This is a genomic window from Thermocrispum sp. (assembly GCF_002919275.1).
Classification (GTDB): Bacteria; Actinomycetota; Actinomycetes; order Mycobacteriales; family Pseudonocardiaceae; genus Thermocrispum; species Thermocrispum agreste.
The window spans coordinates 82,254-98,198 of sequence record NZ_PKFA01000048.1; the positions used below are offsets into that span (position 1 = coordinate 82,254).

Annotated in this window: 15 protein-coding genes; 7 read left to right on the forward strand and 8 right to left on the reverse strand. The window is 70.5% G+C overall.

Annotation, left to right across the window (positions count from 1 at the left end; all coding sequences use genetic code 11):
• The first annotated feature begins 135 nt into the window (after positions 1-135).
• From CXP56_RS11095 to CXP56_RS11105, 3 genes are all read left to right on the forward strand, one after another.
• Positions 136-1,056 (forward strand): LysR substrate-binding domain-containing protein, encoded by a 921-nt coding sequence (locus tag CXP56_RS11095; RefSeq protein ID WP_051310172.1) that lies wholly within the window; start codon positions 136-138, stop codon positions 1,054-1,056.
• 82 nt (positions 1,057-1,138) lie between these two features.
• Positions 1,139-2,290 (forward strand): CaiB/BaiF CoA transferase family protein, encoded by a 1,152-nt coding sequence (locus CXP56_RS11100; protein WP_028847759.1) that lies wholly within the window; start codon positions 1,139-1,141, stop codon positions 2,288-2,290.
• Complete coding sequence (locus tag CXP56_RS11105) at positions 2,290-3,486, forward strand: acyl-CoA dehydrogenase family protein (protein WP_028847760.1); 1,197 nt, start codon at positions 2,290-2,292, stop codon at positions 3,484-3,486. The genes CXP56_RS11100 and CXP56_RS11105 overlap by 1 nt, the downstream gene beginning before the upstream one ends.
• Positions 3,487-4,010: 524 nt before the next feature.
• Here the strand turns inward: CXP56_RS11105 and CXP56_RS11110 are convergent.
• Together CXP56_RS11110 and CXP56_RS11115 are read right to left on the reverse strand one after the other, a co-directional pair.
• Positions 4,011-4,412 (reverse strand): VOC family protein, encoded by a 402-nt coding sequence (locus CXP56_RS11110; protein ID WP_286901016.1) that lies wholly within the window; start codon positions 4,410-4,412, stop codon positions 4,011-4,013.
• Between the two features lie 100 nt (positions 4,413-4,512).
• Positions 4,513-5,169: a biliverdin-producing heme oxygenase gene (locus tag CXP56_RS11115; RefSeq protein WP_028847762.1), complete on the reverse strand. Its 657-nt coding sequence runs from the start codon at positions 5,167-5,169 to the stop codon at positions 4,513-4,515.
• Positions 5,170-5,432: 263 nt separating this feature from the next.
• Here CXP56_RS11115 and CXP56_RS11120 point away from each other — a divergent pair, with 263 nt between their 5' ends.
• Positions 5,433-5,957 carry a hypothetical protein gene (locus tag CXP56_RS11120; protein WP_028847763.1) on the forward strand — a complete coding sequence of 175 codons (525 nt, stop codon included), beginning with the start codon at positions 5,433-5,435 and terminating at the stop codon, positions 5,955-5,957.
• A 126-nt stretch (positions 5,958-6,083) separates the two neighbouring features.
• On the opposite strand, the gene CXP56_RS11125 is transcribed toward CXP56_RS11120, so the two are convergent.
• Together CXP56_RS11125 and CXP56_RS11130 are read right to left on the reverse strand one after the other, a co-directional pair.
• Complete coding sequence (locus CXP56_RS11125) at positions 6,084-7,052, reverse strand: glutamate ABC transporter substrate-binding protein (protein WP_353744547.1); 969 nt, start codon at positions 7,050-7,052, stop codon at positions 6,084-6,086.
• Complete coding sequence (locus tag CXP56_RS11130) at positions 7,049-8,281, reverse strand: GlnX family signal transduction membrane protein (protein ID WP_156899211.1); 1,233 nt, start codon at positions 8,279-8,281, stop codon at positions 7,049-7,051. The genes CXP56_RS11125 and CXP56_RS11130 overlap by 4 nt, the downstream gene beginning before the upstream one ends.
• 431 nt (positions 8,282-8,712) lie before the next feature.
• On the opposite strand from CXP56_RS11130, the gene CXP56_RS11135 reads away from it, so the two are divergent.
• On the forward strand, positions 8,713-10,146 hold the full coding sequence (locus tag CXP56_RS11135) for a Gfo/Idh/MocA family protein (RefSeq protein WP_156899212.1): 1,434 nt from the start codon (positions 8,713-8,715) through the stop codon (positions 10,144-10,146).
• Positions 10,147-11,013: 867 nt separating this feature from the next.
• Here CXP56_RS11135 and CXP56_RS11140 read toward each other — a convergent pair.
• Complete coding sequence (locus tag CXP56_RS11140) at positions 11,014-11,448, reverse strand: ATP-binding protein (RefSeq protein WP_051310174.1); 435 nt, start codon at positions 11,446-11,448, stop codon at positions 11,014-11,016.
• A gap of 218 nt (positions 11,449-11,666) precedes the next feature.
• Between CXP56_RS11140 and CXP56_RS11145 the strand changes: the two genes are divergently transcribed.
• On the forward strand, positions 11,667-12,044 hold the full coding sequence (locus CXP56_RS11145) for an STAS domain-containing protein (RefSeq protein WP_084609205.1): 378 nt from the start codon (positions 11,667-11,669) through the stop codon (positions 12,042-12,044).
• A 26-nt stretch (positions 12,045-12,070) separates the two neighbouring features.
• On the opposite strand, the gene CXP56_RS11150 is transcribed toward CXP56_RS11145, so the two are convergent.
• The gene (locus CXP56_RS11150; protein ID WP_051310175.1) at positions 12,071-12,457 is read right to left on the reverse strand and encodes an STAS domain-containing protein; all 387 of its coding nucleotides are present in this window, start codon (positions 12,455-12,457) and stop codon (positions 12,071-12,073) included.
• Between the two features lie 175 nt (positions 12,458-12,632).
• Here CXP56_RS11150 and CXP56_RS11155 point away from each other — a divergent pair, with 175 nt between their 5' ends.
• On the forward strand, positions 12,633-13,376 hold the full coding sequence (locus CXP56_RS11155) for an ATP-binding protein (protein WP_286901020.1): 744 nt from the start codon (positions 12,633-12,635) through the stop codon (positions 13,374-13,376).
• A gap of 39 nt (positions 13,377-13,415) precedes the next feature.
• Here CXP56_RS11155 and paaK read toward each other — a convergent pair whose 3' ends face one another.
• Both paaK and CXP56_RS11165 read right to left on the reverse strand, forming a co-directional pair.
• Positions 13,416-14,708 carry a phenylacetate--CoA ligase PaaK gene (gene paaK, locus CXP56_RS11160; protein WP_286901021.1) on the reverse strand — a complete coding sequence of 431 codons (1,293 nt, stop codon included), beginning with the start codon at positions 14,706-14,708 and terminating at the stop codon, positions 13,416-13,418.
• Between the two features lie 92 nt (positions 14,709-14,800).
• On the reverse strand, positions 14,801-15,625 hold the full coding sequence (locus CXP56_RS11165; protein ID WP_051310256.1) for a SigB/SigF/SigG family RNA polymerase sigma factor: 825 nt from the start codon (positions 15,623-15,625) through the stop codon (positions 14,801-14,803).
• Between the last annotated feature and the right edge of the window lie 320 nt (positions 15,626-15,945).

A 15,945-nucleotide genomic window follows, 5' to 3' on the forward strand; every position in this document is an offset into this window, starting at 1 on the left:
GAGGTCAGGGTCCGTCTGCCCCTCCGTACCACCACCCGACCGATTGGTCGGTCGCGTACACGATGCCTCATGACGGGGGCCTCGTCAACAGCCGATTTCTCGGCTTTGCCGAATTCCGGTCGTACGCTCAAGCCGGTGGACGTGAACCAGGCACGTGCTTTTCTCGCGGTCGCAGAGGAGCTGCACTTCGGCCGGGCGGCGCTCCGCCTGCACATGGCCCAGCCGCCGCTGAGCCGCCTCATCCGCGCGCTCGAGGCGCAGCTCGGGGTCACCTTGTTCGAGCGCAGCCCGCGCAAAGTGAGCCTCACGCCTGCCGGCGAAGCGCTCATCGAACCGGCCCGTGAACTCCTCATGCAGTCCGAGCGCATCCGTCCCCTGCTCCAGCGCGTGCAGCGCGGCGAGATCGGCCGGGTGCGCCTGGGGTTCTCGGGCGCGTCGGTGAACTCGATCGTGAGCGCGATCGTGCGTGCGGTGCGTGCTCGGCGCCCGGGCATCGGGATCGAGCTGTACGGGTCCCAGCTGTCCTCGCCTGGCATGGAACGCCTGCGCTCGCACGCGCTGGATGCGATCGTCGGTCGCTGGGACGTGCTGCCTCGGGACGTCGCATCCCACGTCGTCGCTCACGAGGAGCTGGTCATCGCCCTTCCCGACAACCACCGGCTCGTCTCGGCCGAGCGCATCACCGCGGCGGACCTCGCCGACGAGTCCTGGATCGTCCTGCCCGGCGGCGGTGGTGCCACGCTCTCGACGCGGCTGCACGAGCTGTCGATTCGTGGCCGGTTCGTGCCGAAGATCGTCGCGACCGCGCCGGACTCGGCGACCCAGCTGCTCATGGTCGACGCGGGCAACGGCATCGCGCTGACGTTCTCCGGCGTGCGCGAGAACATCCCCCTCCCGACGGTCGTCTACCGGCCGCTGGCGGCCGAACTCGCCGCGGTCGAGGTCCGGCTCGCGTGGCGGGCGTCGGATGCGAACCCCGCGCTCGCCGAGCTGGTGAGGATCGTCAAGGCCATGCCACCCGTCACCGGCCCGCGACGGCGGCGCGGCCGGGCGTGATCGATGAGCGATACCGAACAGGTATTGCTGGGGTACGAGAGAAGTAATTCACATCATCGTTCGGTTCGGCGACACTGATCGCATGTCGCTCCCCCTGGACGGACTGCTCGTCGCGGACTTCAGCCGCGTGCTCGCGGGCCCGTATGCCGCGATGCTGCTCGGCGACCTGGGCGCACGCGTCGTCAAGGTCGAGCACCCGAAGGGCGGCGACGACACCCGTGCCTGGGGTCCGCCGTGGACGGACAACAGCGCCGCCTACTTCGAAAGCGTCAACCGGAACAAGGAGTCGGTCGTCCTCGACCTGGCCGACCCGGCCGATCTCGCGGTGGCCCGCCGGCTCGCCGAGCGCGCCGACGTCCTCATCGAGAACTTCCGGCCCGGAACGATGCGCCGGTACGGCCTGGGGTACGACGACGTGCGGGCGGCCAATCCGGGCGTCGTCTACTGCTCGATTACCGGCTTCGGCCGCACGCACGGAGCGACCCGTCCCGGCTACGACTTCATCGTGCAGGCCGTCGGCGGCCTGATGTCGATCACCGGCGAGCCTGCCGACCGCGGCGGGAAGCCGGTGAAGGTCGGTGTCGCCCTGGTGGACGTGCTCACGGCCAAGGACGCCGTCATCGGCATCCTTGCCGCGCTGCACGCCCGCCGGGCCACCGGGCAGGGCCAGCTCGTCGAGGTCAGCCTCCTCAGCTCGCTGCTCGGGTCGCTGGTGAACCAGGCGTCGAGCTACCTCACGACCGGGGTCGCACCGCGCCGGATGGGGAACGCCCACCCCTCCATCGCGCCGTACGAAGCGCTGCCGTGCGCGGACGGCGACGTCGTCATCGCTTGCGGGAACGACACGCAGTTCCGCCGGCTGGCGGCAGCTCTTGCCGACCCCGGTCTCGCCGACGACGAGCGCTTCGCCACCAACCCTGCGCGGCTGGCCCATCGTGCGGAACTCGCCGAGCGGCTGTCCGCGCTGCTCGCGGACGGAACTGCCGAGGAGTGGTCCGAACGGCTCAACGCCGCGGGGGTTCCCGCCGGGAAGGTGGGGACGGTGGCGGACGGGTTCGCGCTGGCGGAGCGTCTTGGCCTGGATCCCCTTGTCGACGTCGGACCGGGGCGGCCGGCGCAGGTCCGCCACCCGATCAGCTACTCCCAGACCCCGGTCGTGCGATACACCCCACCGCCTCGCCTCGGTGAGCACAGCTCCCAGGTTCGCGAGTGGCTACGAGAGGACGAGAAGTGATGAGCACTGTCGACCCCATGCAGCTGCCTGCCCCGGACCCCTCGGATCCAGCCGGGCTGGACGACCTGCTGACCGGGGACGAGAAGGCCGTGCGGGCGGCCGTGCGCCAGATGCTCGACCGGACCGCCGAGCCGTATGTCGCCGAGTGGTTCGAGCAGGGCGAGATCCCCAATGTTCGTGAGCTGGCCAAGGAGCTGGGCGCCCTGGGCGTGCTCGGCATGCACCTGGAGGGCTACGGATGCGCCGGGATGTCGGCGACCGAGTACGGCCTCGCGTGCCTGGAGATCGAGGCGACCGATTCGGGGCTGCGTTCGCTCGTGTCGGTGCAGGGCTCGCTGGCGATGTTCGCGATCTGGCGGTGGGGGTCGGAGGAGCAGAAGCAGGAGTGGCTGCCGCAGATGGCTGCCGGGGAGAAGATCGGCTGCTTCGGCCTCACCGAACCTGACGTCGGCTCGGATCCCGCCGCCCTGAAAACGCGTGCCCGCCGCGACGGCTCCGACTGGATCCTCGACGGGCGCAAGATGTGGATATCGAACGCGCCGTTCGCGGACGTCGCGATCGTGTGGGCGCGGACGGACGACGGGATCCGCGGATTCGTCGTGCCGGTCGGCACGCCGGGCTTCGCCGTGAACGAGATCAAGCACAAGCTGTCGCTGCGCGCCTCCGCCACGGGTGAGCTCGTGCTCGACAACGTGCGGCTGCCGGACTCGGCGATGCTGCCGGAAGCCAGGGGGCTGAAGGGCCCGCTGTCCTGTCTGAACGAAGCCCGGTTCGGCATCGTGTGGGGTGCGCTCGGCGCTGCGCGCACGTGCCTGGAGGCCGCGCGCACCTACGCGCGCGAGCGTGTGCAGTTCGACCGCCCGATCGGGGCTTTCCAGCTCACCCAGCACAAGCTCGCGACCATGTCGCTGGAGTACATCAAGGGCTATTTGCTCGCCGTGCACCTCGGACGCCGCAAGGACGCCGGCAAGTTGCGCCCCGAGCAGGTGAGCATCGGCAAGCTCAACAACGTGCGCGCCGCGCTGGACATTTGCCGGACGGCCCGCAGCATCCTCGGGGCGAACGGCATCTCGCTGGAGTACCCGGTCATCCGCCACATGAACAACCTCGAGTCCGTGCTCACCTACGAGGGCACCGAGGAGATGCACACGCTCGTGCTCGGCAAGGTGCTCACCGGGCACGAGGCGTTCCGCTGACCGAGCCCGCCGGTCGAGTCACCGACGCCGGGGCTGGGGCCGGAGTGCGCGCCGCCGGGCCGCGCTCCCCGGTTCTCCACCCGGTGATGCGGCCATGTCTTGCCGGACGGCATGGTGCACGCGAACTCGACCGGGCCGTCGTCCTGCGTGGCGAGGTAGTTGTCCGCTAGGCGCATTTGCCGCGCCTCCCGAGTGCCGGTCAGCGGCGTGCCTCAGCGAGGTCGAAGGCGATCGCCTCTTGATGAGCTGTGCGATCCGGGGCCACCGGGTCTCCTGGCAGGCGGCCCTGCGTCCAGAAACCCACCGGGCGGCGACGCGTGTCGTCCCCGAATCCGTGGCCGGTGGGGAAGCCGCGACCGCCGAGGACGAGACCGGGGGAGACGCGGCGCGACGCCTTGTTTCGCCTGTGCGGTGGTGTAGTGAGACGGGTCCCGCCTGTGCGGTGGTGCAGTGAGACGGGTCCCGCCTGTGCGGTGGTGCAGTGAGCCGAGCGCCGCCCGGCCGGCACGGTTGTGTCAGGCCGTTCAGGAGCCGATGTTGACCATCCAGCCGACCCCGAACCGGTCCACCAGCTGGCCGAATTCGTCGCCCCACATCTGCTTCTCCAACGGGACCTCGATCGTGCCGCCGTAGGACAGCTTCTCCCAGTAGCCGCGCAGCTCGGCGGCGTCGTCACCGCTGAGCGAGATGGTGATCGCCGAGCCGGACCTGGGTTCGCCGCCGGGTGGGGTGTCCGACGCCATCAACGTCATGCCGCCCGGCGTGTTCAGGTGCGCGTGCATGATCTTGTCCGCGCCCGGTCCCTCCATCCCGAACTCGCCGAACGTGTTCATGGTCAGCTCGCCGCCGAAGATGTCCCGGTAGAACTCCATCGCCTGCTGCGCGGTGTCCTGGAAGCTGATGTAGGGGTTGAGCGTGGTCGTCATGGCCGCCTCCTCGCGTCCGCAAATGACAGGAGTCCGCCAGGGTAGACCCGAATCCCGGCGGCGGCGCGGTGCGAGGCCCGCGCCGCCGCGGCAACGACACTCACGCAGCGCGGTCGAGCTCGGCGAAGACGGCTTCGTTGTGCCGGAAGGCGACCCGGGCTTCGGCGATGATCCGCTCCCGCTCGGCCGGGTCCCACCCCGCGGTGTCGAGCAGTTCCCGGTAGCGGCGGCGGAACGCCGCAGGGCTGCCCAGGGCGCTGAAGTCGTAGAACCGTGCCCCGGCACCATCGATGTCGTATCTCGTCCGCAGCCGCGAACGGATGACCTGCCCGCCGGAGATGTCGCCCAGGTAGCGGGTGTAGTGATGGGCGACGAACCCGTCCGGCCAGGTCCTGGCCACCTCGGCGATCCGCTCGCAGTACGCGACGGTGGCCGGGCGGGCGACGGCCGCGTCCCGCCACCGCGGTCCGAGCAGGAACTCCAGATCGGCGGTGAGCGCGGGCACCCGATCCAGGCCGGTGATCAGAAAACGGCCCACCACCGGGTGATCGGCCAGCGACCGTCCCGCCTCCTCCAGCGCGGAGTAGATGTGGAAATGCTGCGCGGCCAGCGCCGCGTACCCGGACAACCCGGCCGACCCGTCCAGGAGCTTGGCCACGAAAGCGGACCGTTCGGCCCGCTCGTGCGCTTCCCTGGTGGCTTCCCGCAGCTGCTGCGAGAACGGCGCCTGGTCGATCTGGCGAAGGGCTGCGGTCATACTCGCGAGCGTACGAGGTTCAGTGAGCTTAGGCTAGCCTAAGCGCGCGGTGTGGAACGGTGGGGGAAGCATTACGTCACCTGCGGCCCGGGCCGAACGATCGTCCGCGCGCGGCATCGTGGTGCACGTGCTGGTCGGCCGACACGGTGATCACGGCGATCGTCCCGGCGCGGCATCTTGTTGCCACGGGCGTCGGGGCACCGGGATCTTGGCCAGGATCGACACGAGCGGCGCGCGGGCGTCGCAGGGAGTGAGGTGAGCCGATGCCGCGGGTCAACGGCCCCGAGGTCGTCGCGTTGATGGCCGAGATCATCCGCCGTTCGGTCGGCGTCGAGCTGAACGACGTGCAGCTGGCGACCGCCTTGGCCCTGCACAAGCAGATCCATCGCAGGCGCAGGCGCAGGTCGGTTGCCGAGATCGCCAGGCTGAGCCGGCTGCTGCCGACCCGGCGTGACCGGTCACTGGTGTCGGTCGTCCCGGTCTTCTACGGGGCCGACATGCTCGGGGTGGACGTGGTCGTCCTGGTCGGCGACGAGGCCGAGGCACGCGAGGACGCCACGCTGTACCGGCAGGTGGCCACCATGGCGCCCACAAAGGCCGACATCTACTGCAACGAGGAAGGCCTCACCGCCCCCACCAGTGGGAAGACACGTATCCACGTGGGCCCGCCGGAGCTGCTTCGCGACCTGCCCGGCAAGGCGATGATCATTTCACGGCTGCCGGCGCAGCGCACCGGGGAGCTCGCCGCCGCGATGAGCGGGATCGTCACGCTGCCCGAACCGGACTGAGCGCCGCCCGAGCGGCGCCGTCCGTCCGGGTCGCGCAACGGCAGACCGGCTCCCTTGAGTGCGGTCGGCGCGCGGCGCCGTCACTTCCGGGTCGCGCAACGGCAGACCGGCCTTCCCTGGGCGCCGTCACTTGTACTTGGCGGCCGGGGGAGTCGCCGGACCCAGTGCCGGTTCCAGCCACCGGTGGTAGATGTCGTCCCAGGAATCCTTGCGGATCTCCTCCAGCACGGCGTTGACGTAGCGGACCATGTCGATGTTCTTCTTCGGGATGCCGATCGCGTACGGCTCCTTGCTGAACGGCTCGCCGACCACGTGCACGCTCGGGTCCTGCCGTGCCATGCCCGCCAGCACCGAGTCGTCCGTGGACACCGCTTCGACCTGCCGTTGCTGCAACAGCAGCAGGCAGTCCGCCAGGTCGTCCACCGCGACCAGATCCGGCGGGGGCGACATCTTGGCCAGGTTCACCAGCGACGTCGAGCCGGCGGGCACGCACACCGGCTTGTTCCCCAGGTCGGACACCTCGGTGTAGTCGGATCCCTTCGGGACCAGGATGCGCTGGCCGGACTCGAAGTAGACGCTGGAGAACTCCGCTTCCTTCCGCCGGTCGCAGGTGACCGTCATGGTGTAGGCGACCAGGTCCACCGACCCGTCCTTGAGCGCGTCCATCCGCTTGCTGGTGGGCAGCGCCTTGAACTGCACCTTGTTCCGGTCGCCGAGCAGTTTTTCGGCGATCTCCCGCACGATGTCGATGTCGAACCCTTCCAGCTCGCCGGTGGTCGGGTTGCGGAAGCCGAACAGGTAGGTGTTCTGGTCGACGCCGGCGATCAGGCGGCCGCGCTTGCGGATCTTCTCCATCGTCGATCCGGGCGGGATCGTCAGCCCCCGGGGCGCCAGGCTGGCCGTCGGGTCACCGCAGTCCGACCCGGATTCCGCCTCCGGCACCTCCGGATCGAGGTGCACACCGGCGGGCATCGGCCGGTCGGCGGGCCGCGGCTTGACCAGCGAACGCGGCGCCACGTCCCCGCCGCAGCCGGCCAGCACCGTCGCCACGGCGAGCAGAGCCGACAACAAACCCAGGAATCTGCTTCGCATCATCGGTACTCCCGCAGCCGCTCGCGCAAACCGTAGGCGATCCCGCCGGCGGCGACGACGCTGAGCACCGCCCAGCCGGGGGTGAGCAGGGTGAGCGAACGAGCCGCCGTCACGATGTCGTCGACGAACTGCTCCCGGCTGGCTTGCAGCGCGCGCTCCAGCCCGGCATCCAGCTGGGCGAACGCGGGAGCGCTTGCCCCGGCCGCGCCTTCGTTGATGGCCCGCTCGACGGCCTCGCCGTGCCTGCCGCCGTTGTCCAGCTTGCGGACCTCGCGGTAGCCCTCCAGCCAGCTACGGGTGGCCCCTGCGGTGTTGGCCAGCGCGGCCGCCACGTCGCCTTCGGCGTCCTGCCTGGCCTTGGCGAGCAGGCCGGACTTGCCGTCCTTGCCGACCAGCTCGTCGGCGAGCTCGTCGAACTGCTCCTCGTACTGGGCGCCGTTGCCGCGCGCGACCAGCGTCAGCAGCTCGTTGGCCCTGGCCTGCAGCGCGACGATCCTGGCCTGCCCGAGCGCGGTCACCCGGTCCGGCCGGGCATCGGCCGCGCTGGTGGCGTGCAGGGTCAGCGCCACCGAGCTCCACAGCAGCCCGACGATCAGCGCCGCCGTGGCGACCACCATGCCGAGGTTCAGCCGTCGTCCGAAGTGTCGCCACAGGTAGACCTGGGTGGCGACGAGTGCGATCAGGGTGACCAGCAGCAGACCGGCGGCCAAGTAGGGGAACCGCACCGCGTCGGCGCGCTCCTCGGCGACCCGGTCGGCCTGGATGGTGTACAGCCGCTCGGCGGCGGGCAGGATCTGGGTCCGCATCACGTGCGACGCCTCCCGCAGGTAGGCCGCACCGATGGGCAGGCCCTGCAGGTTGTTCGCCCTGGCGGCTTCCACCAGGCCCGCGTACACCGGCAGCTGCCTGCTGATCGTGTCGATCTCGCGCGCCACCCGCGGGTCGGTGCCGCGGTCCACCGCGGCAAGGCCGATCGTCTGCCCGGCCAGCGCGATGTCGTCCTCGTAGCGTTTCCGCAGCTCGAGCGAGGCGTTCTGGGCGGCGAGGAACGTGCTCGCCGCCGTCGCGTCCGCCTCGGACAGGGCGCGATACAGCCGCTGCACGTCGGCCGCCGTCGGCTCGTGCCGCTCGGCCAGCTCCCAGGTGGCGTCCGTCTTGGTGTTGGCCGTGGTCACCGTGACCCCGGCGAGCACCGCCACCAGGGCGAGCAGCCCCGCCATGATGAGCGCCAACCGGCCCGGCGTGCGCGACCATGCCCGAGTGAGCCTGTTCTGACGTCTCGCCCGAGGTGGCTGCAACGGCGACACCCGGGTTGCCGAAGCCGTCGGAGCGGACACGTCCTCTGCTGTCCGCTGCACCGTGATGGCCATCCTTTCCCGACTCTCGAAGGTCGTTGAACCTCGCCAAATATGTCGCACTGTACGGCCGAGCGGAAGAGGCAGGTGCAACGCGGTCCGGCTATGTCCGCCAAGCGTCAGCGCGCGATTACGCCATGCAATCGGTGATTGCGCAGCGTGCGCCAAATGATCAATCGAAATGCGTATTTTTGCGTATTTACGCGCCTTTTCGTGCAACTATTGACATTTCTGGCGTTCTGGGTGGACAGTCGGGCCCGGCTGTGAGCTACGTGTCCTGAGCTGGCGAACCAAGGAGTGGCGACACCATGCCTGACCTGCCTGATCTGCCAACCACTTCACGTCGTTCCGTGCTCGGCGGAGCACTGGCCGGCGGCCTGCTCGCCGCCACCAGCTCCGGTACCGCGGCCGCCGCGGACCGTGCCGACGAAGTCGTCCCGGCCCGCAAACCGGGGCAGAAGTCGATGATCGGGGTGCCGTTCGAAGAGCACGACGTGGTCCGCATCGGCCTCATCGGGCTCGGCAACCGCGGGATGGGAATGCTGCCCGGATGGGCTGCGGTGCCGGGCGCGCAGGTCACCGCGGTGTGCGACATCCGGGCCGATCGGGCCAAGCGGGCGGCCGATCGCCTGGTCGAGCTGGGCAAGGACCGGCCGATGGAGTTCGGCGGCTCCGCCGAGTCCTACAAGAAGCTGGTGGCCAGCAGCGACGTGGACTTTGTCTACGTGGCGACGCCGTGGGAGTTCCACTACGAGCACGGCCGGGCGGCGCTGCTGGCGGGCAAGCACGTCGGGGTCGAGCTGCCCATCGCCACCGAGCTGCACGAGCTGTGGAGCCTGGTGGACACCAGCGAGCGGACCCGCAAGCACTTGTTCCTGATGGAGAACTGCTGCTACGGGCGCAACGAGATGGCGATGCTGCGCATGGCGCACGAAGGCCTGTTCGGGGACATCACCAACGGTCACGGCGGCTACCTGCACGACCTGCGCGAGCTGCTGTTCTCCCCGACCTACTACACCGACGCCTGGCGGCGGAAGTGGCACATGCGCAGCATCGGCAGCCTGTACCCGATGCACGGCCTGGCCCCGATCGCGGCGTGCATGGACATCAACCGCGGCGACCGGTTCACCACGCTGCGCGCCACGTCGACCGAGCCGAAGGGGCTGTACGACTACCGGGAGCGGTTCATCCCGAAGGACGACCCGATCTGGGAGGAGACCTACGTCAACGGCGACCTGGTGACCTGCCTGCTGGAGACCGAGCAGGGCCGGATCGTGCGGGCCGAGCACGACGTCAGCTCGCCCCGCCCGTACAGCAGGATCAACTCGCTGGCGGGCAGTCGCGGCATCGTGGAGGACTACGTGGGCGGCGGCAACTCCAACGCCCGCGCCTACTTCGAGCCGGACCACAGCGGCCACACCTGGCGCAGCTTCGACAGCTACCGCGACCGGTTCGACCACTGGCTGTGGAAGAAGGTCGGAGACAACCCGGACAACCCCGGCGGCCACGGCGGCATGGACTACGTGCTGCAGTGGCGGATCGTGCAGCAGATGCGCGCGGGCCTGGTGCCGGACATCGACGTGTACGACTCGGCGGTGTGGTGCTCGCCGGTGCCGCTGAGCGTGATGTCGTTGCAGCGCGGCGGGCGCCCGGTGAAGGTGCCGGACTTCACCCGTGGCCAGTGGAAGAAGTCCCGGCCAGGGCTGGACTCGCCGGAAACCGACATGCCACCGGTGGGCTGACGCCGGACGGCACGGGTCCGCGTGACATGCGGCGGCCCCGGCACTCGCTCGTCGTGCGCGAGGGAGGCCGGGGCTGCCCCTTGCCGTCGGTGCGGAGCCGGTCCGCTGGGTGGTTGGCGCACGTGTGTCGGTGCGGGTGGGCCGCACGGACTCGGTCTAGGAGTCGCGGACCGAGGTCCCTGGCTGTGGTGTGCAGGGGTTGGCCAAAGCCGCTGATCCGAGGTGGCGGCTCGCGTGGGGCACCGGTGCTGGGGCTGGCCAATGCGGCTGCTACGAGGTGGGCGGCATGGGGTCCGGCACCGGTGCTGGGGCTGGCCGCGGCAGGTGGCCGACGGGTTGCCCGAAACCGGATTCGGTACCTGGTGGCTCGGCATCGGGTGGGTGTGTGCCGGCCGCGCCCCGAAGCGGCGTTCCCGGCCGGCCGGTCAGCGACCGTGAGGTGCGCCGGGGGCGGAGTGGTTCGGGAGCGCCGGTGGCTGCGGCCGGTGCGGCGGTGGTTCCGGGCGTGCGGGTGGCTCGGGCTTGGCTGGCGGTTGCGGCCTAGGGGTGGGCGGTGGTTCGCGATGCGGCAGGGGTGGCCGCGGACCGGGGCCCGGTGGCCGCGGTGCGGGATCCGGCCGGGGTGGCTCGGGATGCGGATCCGGCTCCGGCAGCGGCGGCTGCGGATCGGGGATCGGTGGTTCCGGTTGCGGCTCGGGGCCGGGTGGCACCGGGTCCGGCTCCGGCAACGGCGGGACCGGATCGGGATCGGGCCGCGGAATCGGGTCCGGAGGCGTCGGGTGGTTCACAGCCGACCGGGCCTCGTCGGCGGTCGCGCCTGCCCGCCCGTGCCGTCGCCGGGCGTGGTGCGGACACCCCGATGCGTGATCAATGAATCTCCTCGGCCCGGCCCTCCGGCGCGGACACCGGCTTGGCCTTGGCCAGCTCGATGTGCACCTGGCCCGCGCGCGCCCAGCCGCGGGCCCGGTCCGTCAGGGTGGTCAGCACCCGCCAGCCGAACGTCTGCGTGCTGGGTGGCTCCCGGTCGGAGGCGACCGATGCGCGGAACACGATCTCCTCGTCGCGCACGGTGAACCGGCAGATCAGCAGCGAATCCGGGCGGGCGAGCACGATGAGCGACGAGCAGGCCTCGTCGACCGCGAGCTCCAGATCCGAAATGGCGTCGAGATCGAGGTCGGCGCGCATGGCGATGGTGACCGCCACGGCGCGCACCACCGGCAGGTGCACCGCTTCGGCGCCCAAGCGGATCTCGACGTCGTCGCGGGCGGCGATCGCCGGTGCGTGATGGTCTGCTCCGTCCACCAGGTTCCTTTCCCTCGCGCATGGCTCTCGCGCAAGCCACCCTGCGGATGAGCCGGACGTGTTCACCACGATGTACCCCGTGTCCGCCGGAAGCAACCGAAGCGGGCCATCACCCTGGTGCGGCTGGTTGATTGCCTCGGCCCGGTCCCCGTCCGTAGGCTGACCGTGACGGCCGACGCGATTGCCGGGTCGGTGCTCGATGTCCGGAAAGGGCTACCATGTCGGTTTCCTCGTCCACGCCAGGGCCTGCGTCCTCGGCGGGCGATGTCACCGTGCGCGTCGACCGGCGGGATTCCGCCGCGGTGCTGCGGGTGACCGGCGAGATCGACATGAGCACCGCGGACCGGCTCACCGCCGGGCTCGACGACGCGTTGCGCGACCAGCCCAGCGTGGTGGTGGTGGACCTGCAGGGCGTGCGCTTCTTTGCGTCGGCAGGCGTCTCCGCGCTGGTCGCCGCCAGGGACACGGTCGGAGAGCGCACCCGGTTCGCGGTGGTGGTCAAGGGGAACGCGGTCCTGCGCTCGCTCAGGCTGAGCGGAGCCGATCTCGACTTGCCGCGCTACGACTCGGTGGACGCGGCGCTGGCGGACGCCTGAACTCGCCACCGCCTTGCCTGGATCGGTCAATCGAGCAGGGCCAGTGCGTCGTCCACCGTCGGGCGGATGGTGAAGCTGTCGCTGATCCCGGTGACCTCGAACGGGCGCAGGGTGGCGTGCTTGCTGGCGACCAGGATCAGCCGGATGCCGTTGGCCTTGGCTTCTTCCGCGCTCTTCAGCAGGGCGGACAGTGCCGCGGAGCCGAGGAAACGTACATCGGTCAGGTCCAGCACGACCGCCTCGGCCGGTGGCTGCAGCGCCTCGTCGAGCCGCTCGGTGAGGGCGTCCGTGCTGAGCATGTCGAGCTCGCCGGACACGGTGAGGACGACGACGCCGTCGCGGCCGCTGTCCGCCGGCGCGATGGACACCAGCCGGGCCACGTCGGCGTCGGCGTTCGGCTCGGGCTTGCTCATGCCACCTCCAGGGTTGCCGAAACCCGACACTAGCCGTGGTTCGCCGCACCGCTCAAGGCGACGTCCCGGCCAGGCGTCATGCGGGGCGCGAGTTTGAAACTCTCGCCGGCTGGGAAACGTCTCATCGACCTCTACAATCGCCGTGTCCGACGACCCATGACTGGAGCCCCCGCCCATGGTCACAGCGCAGCGCGACCCGTTGGACGTCCGGGTCGTGGCCGATCCGAGGCGGTTGGGCGAGCTACGGAACCGGCTCAACGGGTGGCTGGCCGACCGGGGCATCCCCGAGGAACTGGCCGACCGGGTGGTGCTGGCCGCCAACGAGGCGGCGACCAACGCCATCGTGCACGCCTACCGGGACACCGAACCGGGGCCGGTGCGGCTGCGTGCGGAAACCGACGGCCGGTCGGTCGTGGTGACGGTCTCGGACGAGGGCACGTGGAAGCCTGCCCGCCCGGGCGCGGGCCCCGGCGGCCGTGGCGTGCTGATCATGCAGGAGTCCATGGACGACGTACGGATCGACCGCGGCACGCACGGCACGACGGTGACCCTGCGCGCTTCCGCGCAGCACGTCCCCGAGATCACCGACACGGTGGAGCCGGACGCCGAGCGTCACCGGTTGGACGTCCGCACTGTCGGCCAGACCACGGTGGCCCGGCTGCACGGTTCGGCGCACCCGGTGGCCGCCACGCACCTGCGCAGGCAGCTGCTGGCCGCCACCTGCGGCGGTGTCGTCCCGCTCGTGGTCGATCTGGCCGAGCTGGAGTCGGTTGACGGCGGGATCACCGAGGCGCTGCAGGCCGTGGCACACGCCGCGGACGGCGCCGGGGAGCGAGTGGTGGTGGTCGCCCCGACCGAAGCCGTCGCGCGGCGCTTGACCGGACTCAACGAGGCCCTGCAGGTCGTGCGGGCGTCCTAGGCCCGGTGTGCGAGCCGGTGGCCGGCCGCAGGGGCCGCGTCACGACCGGTCGCGCTTGTCCACCACCCGCCGCGCCTTGCCGATCGACCGTTCCAGCGTGTCCGGGTCGATCACCTCGGCCTGGACCGTCACACCGACGGACTCCTTGATCCGGGTGCGCAGCGTCTCGGCCGCCGCGTCCCGCCTGCCGACAGGCACGTCCGGCCTGCTCTCCACCCTCACGGTGAGCTCGTCCAGGTGGTTCTTGCTGGTCAGGACCAGCTGGAACTGCGGGGCCAGCTCGTCGATGCCCAGGATGATCTCCTCGATCTGGGTGGGGAAGACGTTCACGCCGCGCACGATGATCATGTCGTCGCTGCGGCCGGTGACCTTCTCCATGCGGCGCATCGCGGGACGGGCCGTGCCCGGCAGCAGCCGGGTCAAGTCCCTGGTGCGGTACCGGATCAGCGGCATGGCTTCCTTGGTCAGCGACGTGAAGACCAGCTCGCCGTGCTCGCCGTCGGGCAGCACCTCCTCGATGACCGGATCGATGATCTCGGGATAGAAGTGGTCCTCCCAGATGTGCAGGCCGTCCTTGGTCTCCACGCACTCCTGGGACACGCCGGGGCCGATCACCTCGGACAGGCCGTAGATGTCCACCGCGTCCAGTCCAGCGCGGTTCTCGATCTCGGCGCGCATCTGCTCGGTCCACGGCTCGGCGCCGAAGATACCCACCCGCAACGAGCTGGTCCTCGGGTCGATGCCCTGCCGCTCGAACTCCTCCAGCAGCGTGAGCATGTAGGAGGGGGTCACCATGATCACGTCCGGCCGCAGGTCGGTGATCAGCTGCACCTGCCGCGCGGTCATCCCGCCGGAAGCCGGGATGACCAGGCAGCCCAGCCGCTCGGCGCCGTAATGCGCGCCGAGGCCGCCGGTGAACAGCCCGTAGCCGTAGGCGACGTGCACCTTGTCGCCGGGCCTGCCGCCCGCGGCCCGGATCGACCGGGCGACGACCTCCGCCCACGTGTCGATGTCGCGCTTGGTGTATCCGACCACCGTCGGCTTGCCCGTGGTTCCGCTGGAGGCGTGCACGCGGGCGAGCTGGTCCTGCGGCACGGCGAACATGCCGAACGGGTAGTTCTCCCGCAGGTCCTGCTTGGTGGTGAACGGGAAGTGGCGCAGGTCCTCCAGCGACCGGCAGTCCTTGGGGTGGACTCCGGCGGCGTCGAACGACTTCCGGTAGAACGGCACGTTGTCGTAGGCGTGCTGCAGGGTCCACTGCAGCCGCCGCAGTTGCAGCGCCCGCAATTCGTCGAGGCTGAGGCGTTCCGCTTCGTCGGCCAGCTTGTTCATGGTCCGCTAGTGTGCTCCGTCGGAGCCCTTCGCGGCCAGTGTCGGTTTCGCTCGATTTCGGTCGTGGTCGGCCGTTTCGGCTCGGAGCGGGGTCAGCCGCCGGGCCGGCCGCCGAGCTCGTGCCGCAACGCGGCCAGTGACCGGGCCAGCAGCCGGGAGACGTGCATCTGGGAGATGCCGACGGCGCGAGCGATCTGGCTCTGGGTCATGTGCCGGAAGAACCGCAGTGCGATGATCCGACGCTCCCGTTCGGGCAGCTTGCGCAGCGCGGGCCGGAGATATTCCGCGTCGTCCACGATGTCGAGCGCGTCGTCGGTCTCGCCGAGCTGTTCGCCGTAGCCGTCGGAAGTGTCGTCGTCCTTGCGCAGCGGCCGGTCCAGCGAGGCGGGTCGGTAGGCGGCCGCGGCCGCCAAGCCGTCCAGCACCTCGTCGCGGCTGATGCCCAGGTGCTCGGCCAGCTCGCTGGGGCGCGGCGAGCGACCCAGCCGGTCGGCCAGGTCGCCGCTCGCCCGGACCAGCTGCAGGTGCAGTTCCTTCATCCGGCGCGGCACCCGCATCGCCCAGGTGGCGTCACGGAAATGGCGCTGGACCTCGCCCTTGATGGTGGGCACCGCGAACGGCAGGAATCCGCGCCCGTAGTGCGGGTCGTAGCGGTCCACCGCGTTGATCAAGCCGATCGTGGCGACCTGCACCAGGTCGCTTTCCGGCTCCCCGCGGCCGGAGAACCGGCGGGCGATGTGTCGTGCCACGGGCAAGTGCTCGGCGATCAGGCGCTCCCGCAGCCGGGTGTGCTCCGCCGATCCTGCTGCCAGCGTGGTCAGCCGCTCGAACAGCGGGTCGAACCGGTCGTACTCGCCTTCCCGCCGCCCGGGATGCCGGGCGCGCACGCGGGGTGGTGCTGTCGTCGTGGAGTTCATGCGCGGTTCCTCCACCTGCCGCCTTCTCGGGTGCAGTTGCGTGTCGCGTGGCGGCTGGGTACTCAACCGCGCGGTCCAGCGTTCCAGAGACAGACAGGTTTGTCCAATGGCGAGACAGATCTGTCTCTGGTGTGGTGGAGTGCCTGGTCGGGGCGGGTGGCCAGGCCTGTCGTGGGCACGAGCGCCACGAGCGAGATGGGGCGATGCGTCCGTGGGTGCGGGTCGATTGCGCGGGCTGGTGCGCGACGTGGATGCCGGTCGTTGCGTGGGCTCGTGCGGCAACGTGGATGTCGGCCGTTTGCGTGCGCGTGGCGGCGACC